Below are 16,941 nucleotides of genomic sequence, written 5' to 3' on the forward strand. Positions count from 1 at the left end.
TAGTTTTATTTATATGTAACACGCATTATTATCAATTCGTTCAAACCGGGTCGATTAGAGCAGATGTTTTTAGGTATTTTTAATAATCTTAAATGAAAATGATTGGAATTTCTTTCTCCTTAGAAAGTTATAGAATAATTGCTTTTTAACAAAAAAAGGAGGTGACCATTTCGGTCATCTCCTTTTAAAATATGAGTGTGAGTTGGATTAGAATATGTGATAAGCAACTGTAACACCGGCCATGACAATGGAAGCCATGGTCATCAGTTTTATCAGAATATTCAATGACGGACCAGAAGTATCCTTAAACGGATCACCAACTGTATCCCCAACAACTCCGGCTTTATGGGCATTACTTCCTTTTCCGCCGTAGTTACCTTTTTCAATGTACTTTTTCGCATTATCCCAGGCACCGCCGGCATTATTGAGCATACAGGCCAATGTAAAACCGGTAGTCAGTCCACCGGCTAAAAGACCGATTACTCCGGCTACTCCAAATACGAGTCCAACAGCTACGGGTACAAAAATAGCCAGTAGTGAGGGTAGAATCATCTCTCGTTGTGCTCCTTTTGTCGAGATTTCGACGCAACGGGCATAATCCGGCTTTCCTGTTCCTTCCATAATACCCGGAATTTCGCGGAATTGACGACGCACCTCGTCAACCATGGCACCGGCAGAACGACCGACAGCTTTCATGGTCATAGCGCTGAAAACAAATGCCATCATGGCTCCAATGAATAATCCACCCAAAAGAAGAGGATTGAACAGCGTTAGGCTATAAGCATCCACAAAATCCTGAATATTGGCTGTGGCTATTGCAACAGCTGTTTTCCCGGCAGTAACCACGGGAGCATGATCGTTATAAAACAATACGTTCCCAACTTCTTTAAATCCATCCCCGGCCAGTTTTCCCAGCCAAAGTTTAATTTCTTCCATATAGGCTGCCAATAAAGCCATTGCTGTCAACGCAGCTGAACCAATGGCGAAGCCTTTACCGGTAGCGGCAGTCGTATTTCCAAGCATATCCAGTGCATCGGTCCGTTGCCGGACTTCAGGTGCCAGTTCCGACATTTCGGCGTTTCCACCGGCGTTATCTGCAATAGGGCCAAAAGCATCGGTGGCGAGGGTGATTCCCAAGGTTGAGAGCATACCCACTGCAGCAAAACCGATACCGTAAACGCCGCTGGCAAAGTCGTGGAATCCACCGCTAAAGCCGTAAGCAGCAATAATTCCCAGCACAATGGTTAACACCGGAATCCATGTGGAAAACATCCCCACAGCCATTCCTTCAATGATGGTTGTTGCTGGTCCCTGCAGTCCTTGTTTCGCAATTCCTTTGGTGGGTTTATACTCGTCGGATGTGAAGTATTCGGTTCCCTGACCGATAATAACACCAGCCAACAGGCCAGCTATAACCGAGCCGAAAACGCCCCAACTTATCCAGTCAAATTGAGCCATTAACGCCAGTACGACAAGAATCATAACTGAGCTACCTCCTGTTCCCAGCAGTAAAGCATTTAAAAGGTTCTTTTGTGTAGCTGATTCTTTTGCTCTTACCAGGAAGATTCCGGCTACGGAGAGAATAATACCCACTGCAGCAACAATCATCGGGGCAATAACAGCTTTAGTCTGGTCAGCACCGGTCAGGCCGGGAAGAGCAGCACCCAAAGCTGCTGTGGCAAGAATGGAACCGCAATAAGATTCATACAGGTCAGCTCCCATACCGGCAACATCGCCCACATTATCACCCACGTTATCAGCAATGGTAGCCGGGTTGCGAGGATCGTCTTCCGGAATACCGGCTTCCACTTTACCAACCAGGTCGGCACCCACATCGGCTGCCTTGGTGAAAATACCTCCTCCCACACGGGCAAACAAGGCCTGGGTCGAAGCACCCATACCAAAGGTCAGCATGGTAGCAGTAATTTCAATTAGTTTTTCATGGTCACTGGTTCCAGCATGGACGAATGTCAGACCTAGCCAGGAAACACCTTCCTGCATGTGTGCAGTTGTGTAAACCAAATGATCGAGGATAAGGTACCAGATAGAAATATCAAGCAGGCCAAAACCGACTACGACAAGGCCCATTACGGCTCCGCTTCGGAAAGCGATTTTTAATCCCTTGTTCAGTGAATCAGAAGCTCCATGGGCGGTACGTGCTGAGGCATAGGTTGCTGTCCGCATTCCCAGAAAACCGGAAAGTCCGGAGAAAAATCCTCCTGTCAGAAAAGCTACCGGGACGAAAGGGTTTTGAACCCCAAGGTAAGCGAGTATCCCCAACAGCACGACCAGCACAATAAAAACCTTACCCACCACCTTGTATTGTCGGGTGAGATAAGCCATGGCCCCTTCGCGCACGTGTTGGGCAATTTCAATCATTTTAGGGGTCCCTTCTGAGTTAGACATCATATTCTTAAAGAATATCCAGGCAAACAAAAGGGCAAATAGTGAGGCGGCCGGAATCAGCCAGAAAACGGAATGAATCATAACAGACGCTTTAGTGATTATTGGTTTGATCAGGGCAAAAGTTCCCTGTGTTGATTTTTTGGTTATTTGAAACGAGATGGCAGGTTAGGCCAATAAATTCTTTCCAGTTTCGGAATGAAAATAGATATTATAAAGGAATAAGGATGTTTTATAATTATGTTGTAGAGCAGGTTTGTTGATTCCGTTTACGACAACGGGTGCTTTTTACTGTTTTGCAGCAGGTTTTGGGACTGGTTGATTAACTGAAAAATCTTTGTGTTGGAAAACGGTTTTTCCCCGCCATCTTCCCGATAGGTAATAGATATAAGAGCCAATGGCTCCCACGACCCAGGCAATGGGAATAGCCCACCAGATTCCAGTCACTCCAAGCGGTCCCCTGGAAAGGAACCACGAAAGTGGAAGTCGGATTACCCACAAGGTAACAACGGTAATGTACATTGGGATGAGTGTGTCACCAGCACCGCGTAACATGCCAATCACGGAGAACATGGCGGCAAATGCAAGATAGAACGAACTGACAATGACCAGGTAATTTTCGCCGATGTGAATCACCGCGGGGTCATCGGTGAACATTCGCATAAGGAATTCGCCCAGAAAAATAATCAGCAGAGAAATAATGATGCTGTATATCACTGAGATGACCATCGTGGAACGGAACCCATTCCGGGCACGTTGCTCTTCGTTAGCTCCCAGGTTTTGTCCGACGAAAGAAGATAGGGCCGAGGCAAAATTCATGGCGGGCATCTTTGCCAGCGAATCGATACGTAGTGCAACGGTGTAAGCAGCAACGGCGTTAGTCCCGAAACCATTAACGATTCCCATAATAGCCATTGCCCCGACAGCCACAAACGATTGCTGGAATCCTGTCGGTAAACCGATTCGCACGCAACTTTTAAATATGGATTTGTCAAACTGAAGATGTGTCAGTGTAATTTTTACCAGTGTATGCGTCCGATTCAGGTAGAAAATGGCTGTGATGAACGCTCCGGCCTGCGAGATGACTGTTGCCATGGCAACTCCCCCAACGCCCCATTTAAAGACGATTACAAAAAGTAAATCAAGAACGATGTTGGCCAGCGTGGCAATGATCATGAAATACAGTGGGGTTTTGGAATCGCCCAAGCCGCGAAGAATGGAGGCAATGCCATTGAAGCCAAAAAAGGCAAATAACCCGATTAAATAGATATGAAGGTAAGTTTGAGCCAGTGGCAGAATTTCTTCTGGTAGTTGCAATAGTCTGAAAATCGATTCAGAGAAGACGATACCCAGTGCGGCAAGAATAATCGCTGCACCGATAAAAAAGATGAAAATAGTGTCGATGGTACGTCGAACCTCATCTGTTTTTTTAGCTCCGAAAAATTGAGAGATGACAATGGAAGCACCCGAACCTACACCTATCACCAGCGCGATGAGTGTGAAGATGACCGGAAAGGACGCACCTACGGCGGCCAGAGCTTCCTTGCCCAGGTAGTTTCCTACGATCACACTGTCGACAATGTTGTACAGGTTTTGAAAAACATTACCGGCGAGCATGGGCAAGGCAAACCTGACGATTAATTTCGTCTCATTTCCTTTCGTCAAATCTCTCATCGCGGCGTAATAAATCCTTTTCCCCAGTTAATTGATTAACCAGGGAAATTTTTGTGTGGATTATTTATCTCTGCAATAGCAAAGATGGGATTAAAAACAGTAACGAACCGAAAGTGCCAGGTCCAGGTTGAGGTTGTCCCCTTGCGGATTGATGAATCCCAGTTGCGGACGGGTATCGATGGCCACCTGCAGCGGAATTTCAAAGTTATATTCAATTCCGGCTGTTCCGGCAATGGTAAGGAATAACCCACTGTCGCCGTAGTCGGTATAATTATTTCGGTAACTCCACGAACCAATTCCGGCACCGGCGCCTGCATACCAATTGAAACCACCATCGATGTGCCAAACCCATTGGTGAACACCGGTAATTGCCCAGCTGTTCCAGCTGTTTCCGGAACGAACTCCCAGATCAGCTTCCAATCGGGTCATCGGCGTCAACGTGTATTGGTAACTGATTTCGGTTCCAAAATTGGCATTGTCACCCAATCGCAAACCCAAAGCATGCTGGTGATTAATCTGTGCATTGGCAAAACCGAATGTGCCGGCAATAAGTAAAATTGCTAAGTAAATCTTTTTCATGGTCATGATTTTTTCGGCAGCAAAATTAAGTCATTTTTGGAAACAGGAAACAGGCATCGAAAAAAGAGAAGATAATTAATCCGGGTTGCGAGGCCTGAAAAAACTTGCGATATTCGGGTTGAAATATAATTTGTATGAAGAAACAGATCCTATTTGTTTGTTTGGGGAATATTTGCCGGTCACCCAGTGCCGAGGCAGTGATGAACGCTTACATTGAAAAGGAAAATCTGGGAAATGAGATTGCTTGCGATTCGGCAGGCATTATTGGTTACCACGAAGGCGAGCAGGCCGATCGGCGGATGCAAACTCATGCCATTAAGCGTGGCTACAATCTGACCAGTATTTCACGTCCGGTCAATCCGGATGTGGATTTCGATCGCTTCGATATGGTGATTGGAATGGATGACCAGAATATACGTGATTTACAGTCGTTGGCACGAACTGAATCTGATCGGAAGAAAATATATAAAATGACCGACTTCCTCGAGGAGTTTGGTTACGACTCCGTGCCTGATCCTTATTACGGCGGGGAAGAGGGATTTGAACTGGTTTTGGATTTGCTTGAAGATGCCTGTAATGGTTTGATAAAGCATATTCAGAATGGGAAGTGACGTGGAAATAATTGCCAGAATTGAAGATTGGACCGGAGAAAAAATCACCGGAACACAATCGATAGGTGGTGGTTGCATTGCCAATGCCCGACGCGTAAAGACTGAGTCGGGACGTTCGTTTTTCCTGAAATCGGGGTTCGATAACTCGATGTTTCGAAATGAGGCCAATGGTCTCAAAGAATTGGCGAAAGCAGAAGCTGTTCGCGTGCCGGAAGTGTTGCTGCAGGGCGATGATTTTCTATTGCTGGAATTTATCCCGCAAGGCGGAAGAAAAAGAAATTTCTTTGAAGATTTCGGGCGGCAATTTGCTCAGATGCACCGTTACCAGGCTGACCAGTTTGGTTTTTATGAAGACAATTACATCGGGGCGACGCCCCAAATAAATATCCCGGTAGGAGATGAGGCAACCAATTGGACCTCATTTTATATGAATAAGCGATTGCTGTTCCAATTCCGACTGGCTGAGCGAAATGGTTATGCTGACGGAAAACTCCGTTCCGGTTTCCGCAAGCTGGAAGAAAAAATAGAAGACATCCTGGCGGGAAGTGAGGAGCCACCTACATTAATACATGGCGATTTGTGGAGTGGCAACTACATGAGCGACGAAAACGGCGAACCGGTCATCATCGATCCGGCAGTGTATTATGGTCACCGCGAAGCTGATTTGGCGATGACGAAATTATTTGGTGGGTTTTCATCGGAGTTTTATTCGGCTTACCGCGAAGAAAGTCCGTTGCCCGATGGTTATGAATACCGCGAGAACATTTACTTGCTCTATCATGTCATGAACCATTTGAATCTCTTTGGAAGCAGTTACTATGGTCAAGCCGTTCGGTTGCTCCAGAGTTATTTTTAAATATTTATTTCCCTTAGGTCCTTGCAATCAGGAGAATTTGTTTTTTATGAATTTATGATGAATCATTTCCCTGGTAGTAATTGTTTCTTTGGCTGATATTAAATTAAGGCCTAGTTTTGCACCTCTTTTAACAATTGATACCTGATTCATGCGGACCAAACTCAGCAGTACGATTTTCCTGGCCATTTTAGCTTGCCTGTTATGGGCATCGGCTTTTGTTGGAATCAAAATTGGCTTGCCATATACAACTCCTTTGCAGTTTGCCGGAATCCGATTCTTCATCTCCGGATTGATTATTCTACCGTTTTGCTCTCAACGAAGGGATTATTTCCGCCTTATTCTGAAAAACTGGAAAGTGGTATTCGTTATAACGCTGCTGCAGACCTTTGTGCATTACTCTCTGTTTTATACCGGAATTTCAATGGTTCCGGGAGCGTTGGGGGCTATAGTGGTTGGGTCGGGACCTGTGTTTGTCGCTATTGTGGCTCATTTTAGTATGCCCGATGACAAGATGAGTTTGAAAAAAGCAGGCGTTATTCTGCTGGGATTGACTGGTGTTGTTTTGGTCAGTCTGGAACGGGGCAGCCTTTCAGGCGAAGGAAAGCTTATATTAGTCGGCATTGCATTACTAATACTGACCAATATTAATTCCGGCTTTACCAATATTATTGTAGCGAAGGATAAAGACAAAGTTCCGCCGTTGGTACTCAGTTCGGCCAGTATGATTGTAGGCGGTTTAATGCTTTTCCTGTTTTCCATTCCCATTGAAGGGCTTCATTTTTCGGCCAAGCCTTTCGAATATTATGCGGCGTTAGCATGGCTCAGTTTTCTTTCGGCCGCTGCTTTTTCCATCTGGTTTACACTTTTAAAACGTCCGGGTGTAAAAGTTTCAGACCTGAACATGTGGAAGTTTATCATTCCTGTTTTTGGTGCCATTTTCGCCTGGATTTTACTGCCCGATGAACATCCCGATGTGCTTTCCATTGCTGGAATGATCATTACCGGCAGTTCTCTTTTCCTGCTCAATTATCTGAATCGAAAAAAAATAGTTCGGTAAAAATCTGATTTTCATCAATTAGACCATTTGGTTTGACCATCTGGTTAAAATTTGTGGCCAAAAAGTTTGGAGAGATATAAAAATGATCTACTTTTGACCAAGTGGTTAAACCGAAAAGTTAAACACCATGACAAGTGAAACAACAGAAAAAAAGATACTCGATGCGGCCCGGAATGTCTTCGTCAGGAAAGGGATGGACGGTGCCAGAATGCAGGAAATAGCTGATGAAGCAGGAATTAATAAATCATTGCTTCATTACTACTTTCGCTCGAAACAAAAATTATTTGAAGCCATTTTTCGGGAGGCTTTTAGTCTGTTAATTCCTGAGTTGATGCAGATATTTAAGGAAGAAGGCCCTCTGCTGGATAAGATTGATCGTATTGTTGACCGCTATATTACCGTGATTGGCGGCAATCCGTTTTTGCCTCAGTTCTTAATCGGCGAAATCAATCGCGATCCGGACAAATTTGTAAGAATTCTCCAGAATAGTGGAATTGACCCAAAGGTTTTGCAAAGAGTAATCGACAAAGAAGTCGAAGCCGGTAATATCAATCCGATTCAAGCTGCAGATTTGATTCCCAACCTGATTGGTATGGTTATCATGCCTTTTGCCGGACGGCCACTGTTTCAAACTATCTTTTTCGATGGTAGTAGTGAGCAATATGATGAATATCTGAATGAAAGGCGTAAGACGGTTAGTGCTTTCATAAAAAACGCACTGACAAAAAAATAGTGATGTTTATTTACAATAAACACCTAAATCATTTGCACATGGAAGAAGTAAAGACAAAATCCGGAAAGAAGAGGGGGTATCATCTTGTTTGCGTCCTGTTTGGTCACGATTTTGACCCGATCAAAGCCTGTTCAGATGAGCATGAATATTGCCACCGATGTGGAAAAAAATGCGACGAGCATGATCGATGGTTTGAATGGAGATGGTGGCTGAAATGGAAAATTTTACCGTTTAAAAGATGGATACTGCATTTTAATAGTTCCAGGGACAACTTTACTTTCTGATTCGCCGCCGGTGGACGGATACCGGATATTTCCTTTTTTGTTGACATACAGACAATCAAATAATGAAACTCACTCAGGTGGACGAGTGATATGAAAATATAAAGCCCGGAATTCCTCCGGGAAGATATGATTTTGCATTGACCACAAAAAACAAATGATTACCATATGAAACGATTATTAATCTTACTCATTTTACCGGTTCAGATGGCTTTTGGCCAGGTGGGACAGGTAACTCTTGAGGAATGTTACAAACAAGCCCGGGAGAATTATCCGAAGTTGAGTGACCTGGACAGGGAGCAGCAGATGAATGATCTGAAGACAAAGAATTTGGATGCAAACTGGTTACCGACAGTTAACCTGAACGGTCAGGCAACCTACCAAAGTGATGTAACCAGTGTGCCGCTTGCCCTTCCTGGAATCAATATTCCGACTCCTTCGAAGGATCAATACAAGGTATATATCGACTTGCATCAGAATATCTACGACGGAGGATTGACGAAAGCACAAAAAGAGGTAGATGCGGCAAACCTTGCTGCCGATAAACAAAAGCTGGAAGTGGAGATGTACTCATTGAATGATCGCGTTAATCAACTCTACTTTGGTATTATTCTCATGCAGAAGAGTCACAAAGTGTTGGAGTTGAAAAAGCAGAACATCTCGGAGCGCCTTCGCGTGTTGGAATCGGGATTCAAGAACGGGATGGTTCAGGCCCGGAATGTGGAAACATTGCGAGCTGAGAAAATTCTTACCGGTCAGCAAATCGAAGAGGTGGATGCGAACCGCATGGCTGCCATCAAATCGCTAGCTGTATTAACTGGATTGAGCGTTGATAAAAATACGCAGTTTCAGGCACCGGCAATTGTGCAGGAGAACAAAGACTGGCAGCGCCCCGAACTGAAGCTTTACAACCAGATGGAAAACACCATCGACAAAAATGCCGACCTGATTGCGAAGACGCGGAATCCGAAGGTATTTGGTTTTGGGCAGGTAGGCTACGGCAAACCAGGGTTAAACATGCTGAAGTCTGAATTTAGTTCCTACTATTTAGTAGGCGTGGGGGTTAAATGGAACATCTTCGATTGGAAGCAAAGCAGACGGAAACGAGAGGTTCTCGACCTCCGGAAGCAGATGATAAACTCTTCCAGGGAAACCTTTACGCAGAATGTCAACATGGCATTGGTGCAGGCATCCGAAAATATTCAGAAGCTGGAGTCACTGCTAGATACCGATGAAAAATTGGTCAGTATCCGCGACAAGGTGGCGGCCCAATCAGCGTCACAGCTGGAAAACGGGGTGATAACTTCGGCAGATTATATCACCGATCTGAATGCAGAGATTCAGGCGCGAATCAACCTGGAATCACGAAAAGTTCAATACTTACAGGCAGTTGCCAATTACAATACATTAACAGGAAATCTCTCAAATAACTGATAACATCATGAAACGCATAATGAAACGAAAATATCTTTTTGCCTTCGCAGCCGGCATCCTGCTGATGGGATGTAACCGGACCGATAAACTCTCGGATGCTTACGGAAATTTTGAAGTAGATGATGTGATTGTCTCATCCGAAGTGGCTGGAAATCTGCTGCAATTTGATTTGAGCGAAGGTGATCAGCTGAAAGTCGGTGAACAGGTTGGACTGGTGGATACCACACAACTTTACCTGAAAAAGGAGCAGCTCGAAGCACAGAAAGCTTCCATCCAATCGAAAATGGCTACTGTACAAACACAAATTGCTGTCGTCAAACAGCAGCGTGCCAATCTGGAAGTCGATAAAAACCGCGTAACGAAAATGTTGGCTGACAGTGCTGCAACGCAAAAGCAGATGGATGATATCACTGGTGGAATCGACGTTTTTAACAAGCAGATTGCCAACATTCGAACGCAGAAAGTTTCCTTGAAAAAAGAAATCGATGTGGTTGATGCGCAGGTGGCGCAAATTGAAGAGCAGTTGGGAAAATGCCATATCACGGCACCGATTTCGGGAACTGTATTGGAGAAATACAAAGAGATGGGCGAGTTGGTAACACCAGGACAGTCGCTCTTTAAAATTGCCGATTTGTCGTACCTGAACCTCCGGATTTATGTCAGCGGGGCACAGTTGGCACACGTGAAGATCGGCCAGAAAGTGACAGTGCTTATCGACAATACGAAGACAACTGATACCAAATTGACGGGTACCATTACCTGGATTTCATCGGAAGCAGAATTCACCCCTAAAATCATTCAAACCAAGGAAGAACGGGTGAAACTAGTTTATGCGGTGAAAGTGAAAGTACCGAACGATGGCAGTCTGAAAATCGGTATGCCGGGCGAAGTGCGGTTTAATCAGAGTAACTGATTACAAAGGTAGTATCGGAAGTATCCACGAGTCTGCGGGCCTTTATTACATTCTAAAAATTGCCATGAAGAGAGGGAGTTGGTGAACACCAGCTTCCGCCTGTAAAGGCGACGGTTGCTCAGAGGATACCCGGAAGTTACGAATCTTAAAAGACTGAAGACATGATGATATCAGTCGGGAATATTGAAAAAAGTTACGGTGAGGTAAAGGCACTGCGAGGCGTTTCGCTCGAAGTGAAGGAAGGCGAGCTGTTTGGCCTGATTGGCCCGGACGGAGCAGGCAAAACCTCACTAATACGCATACTGGTCACCCTGTTGAAACCCGATGTAGGAAGTGCGACCGTGAACGAGCTTGACGTAGTCAAAGATTTCAGAAAACTGAGAAATCAAATTGGCTACATGCCCGGTCGTTTTTCGCTTTACCCCGATTTAACGGTTGAGGAAAATATGACCTTTTTTGCTACGGTTTTCGGAACAACCATCGAGGAGAACTACCACCTGGTGAAAGATATTTACCAGCAAATCGAACCTTTCAAAGAGCGGTTGGCCGGAAGACTTTCGGGTGGGATGAAACAAAAGCTGGCACTCTCCTGTGCGTTGATTCATGCACCGAAAGTGTTGGTGCTTGATGAACCAACCACCGGAGTAGATGCGGTTTCCCGGAAGGAATTCTGGGAAATGCTGAAACGACTACAGAAAATGGGCATTACCATTCTCGTTTCAACTCCCTATATGGACGAAGCCAATTTGTGTGACCGCGTAGCGCTGATACAGGATGGTAAGATTCTGACCATCGACACGCCCGAAAAGGTAACCCAAAGTTTCGGGCATAAGTTGTGGGCCATCCGCTCCGATAACATGTACCTGTGCATTCGTCATTTGCGTGAACATTCCGAATCTGATTCGGTATTCGCTTTCGGTGAGTATCTGCACGTTACATGGAAAGATCAGGATATGCAGGCGGATGAAATGGAAAAGTACCTGAGCGATTTGGGGCACACCAACGTAGAAGTGAAACGTACGGAGCCGGGTATTGAAGACGTGTTTATGGACCTGATGCAAAAACATGATAACTGATATGGAAAACGAAGATATAGTCATCCGGGTACGCGATTTGGTGAAAAAGTTCGGGCAGTTTGTAGCAGATGATCACTTGAGTTTCGATGTCTACAAAGGTGAGATATTTGGATTTCTTGGCGCGAATGGTGCCGGAAAAACAACGGCCATCAGGATGTTGTGCGGGCTGTTGGAGCCTACGTCAGGTGAGCTGACCGTTGCTGGTCTGGATGGTTTCAAGCAGCGCGAAGCCATTAAACGAAGGATTGGTTACATGTCGCAGAAGTTTTCGTTGTACGAAGATTTGACGGTGAATGAGAACATCCGGTTGTTTGCCGGGATTTACGGAATTCCGACCCGTATCCGGAAGGAAAAAACGGAAGAACTGCTGGAGAAGCTGGAACTCACCTCGGCACGAAAAAAGCTGGTGCGTGATTTACCACTGGGCTGGAAGCAAAAGCTCGCTTTTTCACTGGCTATTATCCACGATCCGTCCATTGTTTTCCTCGACGAACCATCGGGAGGTGTTGACCCGGTAACGCGCCGCCGCTTCTGGGATTTGATTTACGAAGCTGCGCACGAGGGAATCACTGTATTTGTGACGACCCACTACATGGACGAGGCTGAATATTGCGACCGGGTTGCCATTATGTCGGCCGGTAAAATTGTCGCACTCGACACACCGGAGGCGCTGAAGAAGGAATGGGATGCCACCAGCATGGACGGTGTGTTCCTGAAACTGGCCCGCTCGAATGAGTAGTCGGTCATCCACGAATTTCGATTGATACAAAAAGAGATGAAACAATTACTTGGTTTTATACGAAAAGAGTTTCGCCATATCTTTCGCGATCCGCGAACGATGATTATCCTGTTCGGCATCCCGATTGTACAACTCCTCTTGTTCGGTTACGTGATTACCACCGAAATTAAAGATGCGCGCATTGCTATTCTGGATAAATCACACGATGAGGTTACCCGCGAAATCACGCATAAACTGCTGTCGTCAGGCTACTTCAAACTCGATGCAATGCTGGACAACGAAGGGCAGATTGACAACATCTTCCGACAAGGAAATGTGAAGGAAGTGGTGGTTTTTCAGGACGATTTCGGGAAGAGACTCAAACGCGACGGGCAGGCGAATGTGCAGGTTATTGCCGATGCATCGGACCCGAACACTGCCCAGTTGCTTTCCAATTATACGAACGCCATTGTGCAGGATTACCTGCAAAAGAAATTTGTTAACTACAAAATACCACTGGAGATAAAGCCGCAGGTGCGCATGTTGTTCAACGAAAGTTTGGTGGGAGCGTTCATGTATGTTCCCGGCACAATGGCGCTGATTCTGATTATCATCTCCGCGATGATGACTTCCATTACCATTGTGCGCGAAAAGGAGATGGGAACCATGGAAATATTGCTGGTTTCGCCATTGAAATCGCATCATATTATCATTGGAAAAGTAACACCTTATCTGATTTTGTCGGTCATCAATGCCGTCACCATTGTGATACTGGGAAATCTGGTCTTTGGCGTTCCGGTCAGGGGAAGTCTTATCTTACTGATGTTTGTGGTGATACTCTACATCATGCTGGCATTGTCACTTGGTATCCTGATTTCAACGATTGCTGCCAGTCAGTTTTCCGCCATGTTTGTATCCATCATGGCACTTATGCTGCCAACGATGTTGCTTTCCGGTTTCATTTATCCAATCGATAATATGCCGGTGGTGCTGCAGGTGTTGTCGAATATCATGCCGGCCCGCTGGTTCATCGAAGCTGTAAAAGCGGTGATGTTGAAAGGCGTCGGCGCTGGTTACATCTGGAAGCAGCTGCTCATCATGGCAGGTATGACGATTTTCTTCCTGGGCATTAGTGTGAAGAAGTTCAAACTGAGACTGGAGTAGGAAACCTGATTAAGAAATTAAACAGATAATAAGATGAAAATACTACGATATCTTCTGCAAAAGGAATTCATCCAGATTCTCCGGAATAAATCGATGTGGCCTGTCATTTTTGTGATGCCCATTGTGCAGATGCTCATTCTGGTGAATGCAGCCACGCTGGAGTTGAAGAAGGCGGATGTTTATATTGTCGATCAGGACATGAGCGATGCTTCGCGGCAGCTGGTAAATAAGTTGGAAGGCAACCCGTTTTTCAATGTAACGAGCATAACCGATGCAGATTTCAATGCTGATGATCAGTTGTTGCATGGAAAGGCGAATGTGGTTCTCGATGTACCGCAGAATTTTGAACGTGATTTGAAGCGAAATAACAGCGCTTCGTTGCAGTTGCGTGTGGATGCTATCAACGGTATGGCTGCCGAACTGACCTGGTCGTACATGAATTCACTGATTCGGAGCTACAACAATAACATTCGGGCCAACTGGATGGGAATTTCCAAATTCGATCCGCCGCAAAAAATTGTGGTTTCGCAGCGGTACTGGTATAACCCGACACTCATCTACGCCTTTTACATGGCTCCCGGAGTGTTAGTTATTCTGGTAACTCTTATCGGGATGTTCCTGTCGGCGGTTAACCTGGTCCGTGAGAAAGAGATTGGCACCATGGAACAGTTGAACGTAACGCCTATTAAGAAGTACCAATTTATTGCCGCTAAAATGATTCCCTTTTTGGTGATTGCTCTGTTGGTACTATCATTTGGATTGCTGATTGCCAAGCTGGTGTTTAATCTTCCCTTCCGGGGAAATATATTCGTCCTTTACGGATTTACAACTGTCTTCCTGTTAGGTGTCATGGGCCTGGGATTGCTCATCTCAGTGGTTTCGGACACCCAGCAACAGGTATTTTTTGTGAGTTACTTTTTCCTGCTCGTCTTCATTCTGATGAGCGGCCTGTTCACACCGGTGGAAAGTATGCCGAAATGGGCTCAGTGGCTCGACCATTTGAATCCGTTGTATTACATGATGAAAGTAATTCGGAACGTCGTTCTGAAAGGTTCCGGGTTCTTCGATCTGAAATACGAGTTCCTTTCCATGCTGGGGTATGGTGTGGCGATGTTCTCTCTGGCAGTGATGCGTTACCGGAAAACAGCATAAAAATAGGATACCTTCATATGTTTCGAACGCCTTCCGGCGGATGAGTTGCTCCGGTAACTCGTTCCCGGAAGGTTTTTTTGTGTTCTTTATTTTCTGTAGAACACACAGTTGTGGGCATTTTATTGGGATAAGGAAGTAAACATGGCACGAAAATGGATATAATGAAGTTCGTAGGAATGATTTTAAATCTTTTTATAAATCTGCTTTGAATAACTATTTTTGTGTCGAACCAAACCAGGGGAAGTAATTATGTCAAGAATATTTCCGGTCTTATTGCTGGCATGCGTTACGATGTTAGCCAGCCCCGTATGGGCTAATGCAGAAGATTCCCCTTCTGCAAAAAAGAATCAACGTCGCGACCAGCCGGAAAATCCGAAGGATACGTTAACGTGGAGTGTGAATTATCTGAACCGGATCATGTACTCGGGAGGTGAGTGGTACCTTACCGATCGTACCTATCAAAAAGCTATTAAAGGTGTATTAAATTATGCCGAAAATCAACCCATCGATACATCGGTGGTAGAAATGCAAAAGCTCTTATCCGATTACGGAGTTGTCTATATTTACGATCGGAGACCTCAGGATATTCGCCATCCGGAAAATGTTCCCGGTTATGTTACTTCCAATCAAGTGGACGATCGGGTGAAATCGTTGAAGAAACAATGGGCGGATAGTCTGGAAAAAAGTATGATTGAAGTTCCGGAGTCACTTCTTGAAAATATAGAGAAGGAAGTTCGACTGATTCCGGCAATGGATCCGCAGCGATTGTTAAGTGACTCATTGAAACAGATGCCGGCGGCCTTTCGGCGTTGTCTCACACGACATTTTACCAGTCTTGGAGCTACTGATTCAATTTCACCAGCAGCTTTTGATTCTATCCGTGTTAGCGTGGTTGAATCCTGCCGGTTGCGGTATAACGATTCGGTTCTTACCAGCTACCGCGATTCGGTTATCGCACAGTACCGTTCAGAATATATTCAGCAGTTTATTGATTCTGCAGCTCAGGCCTACCGGAAAAAAGTGGAGCAAAGTAATTACGACAAGCTCTCATATTACAACGATGGAGCCGTAGCGTCGGCGAATGATTCACTTCGTATGGCGCTTCGATACCTGACAAAATATGCAGCAGCCGATTCAGTGAAACTAAGTTTTACAAACCTTGCCGGCGAGAAGAAATCGATGTGGACAGCAAACCGGCCTATGCCACCCATTCGGTTTTACCTGAAGAATGTCCAGAACGATTCGTTGGGAGTTATTGTGAATAACAGCGGAAAAGGGAAGGTGAACATCATCATCGATGATGGAGTGCAAATTCAACGCTTTACAACCACAGACCGGCGGGAAATAAAAATCAAACGGGAAGAACCGGAAGACAACTTGCTGTCTATGAATACCATCACACCAAAACTGTCGCCCTGGGAAATGGGCGGTGACGGTACTATTGGCTTTACGCAAACAACGCTGAGAAACTGGGCCAAAGGAGGTGAAAGTTCGCTGGCTGCATTGGGCGTTGCCAAATACCATGTCAATTATTCAAAGAAAAAGTTGAAATGGGAAAATAATCTGGAGCTCCGTTATGGGATGAACCGGACCGATACGAAAGGGTTGCAGAAAAACGACGATAAGATTGAATACCAATCCCGTCTGGGGTATTCAGCGTTCAATCGTTGGTATTATTCTGGTGATTTCGATTTTAAAACGCAGATGGCGCGGGGATATTCCGATCCAGATCACCTGAGACCTATATCGGCCTTCATGGCACCAGGATACGTAACGTTCTCAATTGGTCTGGATTACAAACCCAACGCCGATTTCTCGTTGTTTCTTTCTCCGCTTACGTCCAAAACAACATATGTGAATGATACTGCACTGATTGACCCGACAAACTATGGACTAAAAGCCGGACAAAAGAAGTTGTGGGAACCGGGTTTCATTGTAAAAACAACTTTCAAGAAGGATGTTATCGAGAATATTCACTATGAAACAGCAGGGCAGATATTTGTCAACTACCGATACCCGTTTACCAAGTTCAATTTCGATTGGGAGCAAACACTGGTCATGAAGGTGACTCGTTCCATCAATACCCGGATTATGACGCACCTGATTTACGATGATAATACCAAATTCCCGGTATATGATGATGCCGGGAACCAGATCGGGAAAAAGCCCAAATGGCAGTTTCAGGAGCTCTTTACTGTTGGATTTACTTACCAATTTTAACTTGACGTTTGGTTTCAATGGTTACCTCTTCCAAAAATTCCATAAGAACATTTGTTAATCCCAAAGCTCT

14 protein-coding genes are annotated in these 16,941 nt (G+C 45.1%); 11 read left to right on the forward strand and 3 right to left on the reverse strand.

The genetic code is table 11. The features are described 5' to 3' along the window. Positions 1-207: 207 nt before the first annotated feature. The 3 genes from T426_RS0107260 to T426_RS0107270 all read right to left on the reverse strand — a co-directional run bounded on the left by T426_RS0107260 (position 208) and on the right by T426_RS0107270 (position 4,656). Complete coding sequence (locus T426_RS0107260; protein WP_025863493.1) at positions 208-2,487, reverse strand: sodium-translocating pyrophosphatase; 2,280 nt, start codon at positions 2,485-2,487, stop codon at positions 208-210. 204 nt (positions 2,488-2,691) lie between these two features. Further along, on the reverse strand, positions 2,692-4,077 hold the full coding sequence (locus tag T426_RS23010) for an MATE family efflux transporter (protein ID WP_025863494.1): 1,386 nt from the start codon (positions 4,075-4,077) through the stop codon (positions 2,692-2,694). A gap of 90 nt (positions 4,078-4,167) precedes the next feature. After that, positions 4,168-4,656: an outer membrane protein gene (locus T426_RS0107270; protein ID WP_025863495.1), complete on the reverse strand. Its 489-nt coding sequence runs from the start codon at positions 4,654-4,656 to the stop codon at positions 4,168-4,170. 134 nt (positions 4,657-4,790) lie between these two features. On the opposite strand from T426_RS0107270, the gene T426_RS0107280 reads away from it, so the two are divergent. From T426_RS0107280 to T426_RS0107340, 11 genes are all read left to right on the forward strand, one after another. Beyond that, positions 4,791-5,267, forward strand: a complete 477-nt coding sequence (locus T426_RS0107280) for a low molecular weight protein-tyrosine-phosphatase (protein ID WP_025863496.1) — start codon at positions 4,791-4,793, stop codon at positions 5,265-5,267. Then, positions 5,257-6,123, forward strand: a complete 867-nt coding sequence (locus T426_RS0107285) for a fructosamine kinase family protein (RefSeq protein WP_025863497.1) — start codon at positions 5,257-5,259, stop codon at positions 6,121-6,123. The genes T426_RS0107280 and T426_RS0107285 overlap by 11 nt, the downstream gene beginning before the upstream one ends. 148 nt (positions 6,124-6,271) lie before the next feature. Then, entirely contained in the window at positions 6,272-7,180 is a 909-nt protein-coding gene (locus tag T426_RS23015) for a DMT family transporter (protein ID WP_025863498.1), read from the forward strand. A 127-nt stretch (positions 7,181-7,307) separates the two neighbouring features. After that, positions 7,308-7,913 carry a TetR/AcrR family transcriptional regulator gene (locus tag T426_RS0107300; protein ID WP_025863499.1) on the forward strand — a complete coding sequence of 202 codons (606 nt, stop codon included), beginning with the start codon at positions 7,308-7,310 and terminating at the stop codon, positions 7,911-7,913. A gap of 449 nt (positions 7,914-8,362) precedes the next feature. After that, positions 8,363-9,628, forward strand: coding sequence for a TolC family protein (locus tag T426_RS0107310; protein WP_025863501.1), 1,266 nt, complete (start codon positions 8,363-8,365; stop codon positions 9,626-9,628). A gap of 7 nt (positions 9,629-9,635) precedes the next feature. After that, positions 9,636-10,541 carry an HlyD family secretion protein gene (locus T426_RS0107315; RefSeq protein ID WP_199898467.1) on the forward strand — a complete coding sequence of 302 codons (906 nt, stop codon included), beginning with the start codon at positions 9,636-9,638 and terminating at the stop codon, positions 10,539-10,541. A 161-nt stretch (positions 10,542-10,702) separates the two neighbouring features. Next, the gene (locus T426_RS0107320; RefSeq protein ID WP_027585470.1) at positions 10,703-11,617 is read left to right on the forward strand and encodes an ABC transporter ATP-binding protein; all 915 of its coding nucleotides are present in this window, start codon (positions 10,703-10,705) and stop codon (positions 11,615-11,617) included. A 1-nt stretch (position 11,618) separates the two neighbouring features. Continuing rightward, positions 11,619-12,356 carry an ABC transporter ATP-binding protein gene (locus T426_RS0107325; RefSeq protein WP_036984214.1) on the forward strand — a complete coding sequence of 246 codons (738 nt, stop codon included), beginning with the start codon at positions 11,619-11,621 and terminating at the stop codon, positions 12,354-12,356. 36 nt (positions 12,357-12,392) lie between these two features. Continuing rightward, positions 12,393-13,499 (forward strand): ABC transporter permease, encoded by a 1,107-nt coding sequence (locus T426_RS0107330; RefSeq protein ID WP_027585472.1) that lies wholly within the window; start codon positions 12,393-12,395, stop codon positions 13,497-13,499. 33 nt (positions 13,500-13,532) lie between these two features. After that, on the forward strand, positions 13,533-14,651 hold the full coding sequence (locus tag T426_RS0107335) for an ABC transporter permease (protein ID WP_025863503.1): 1,119 nt from the start codon (positions 13,533-13,535) through the stop codon (positions 14,649-14,651). A 249-nt stretch (positions 14,652-14,900) separates the two neighbouring features. Continuing rightward, positions 14,901-16,871, forward strand: coding sequence for a DUF3078 domain-containing protein (locus tag T426_RS0107340; RefSeq protein WP_027585473.1), 1,971 nt, complete (start codon positions 14,901-14,903; stop codon positions 16,869-16,871). Positions 16,872-16,941: the final 70 nt, after the last annotated feature.

Source organism: Prolixibacter bellariivorans ATCC BAA-1284 (assembly GCF_000621705.1).
Taxonomy (GTDB): Bacteria; Bacteroidota; Bacteroidia; order Bacteroidales; family Prolixibacteraceae; genus Prolixibacter; species Prolixibacter bellariivorans.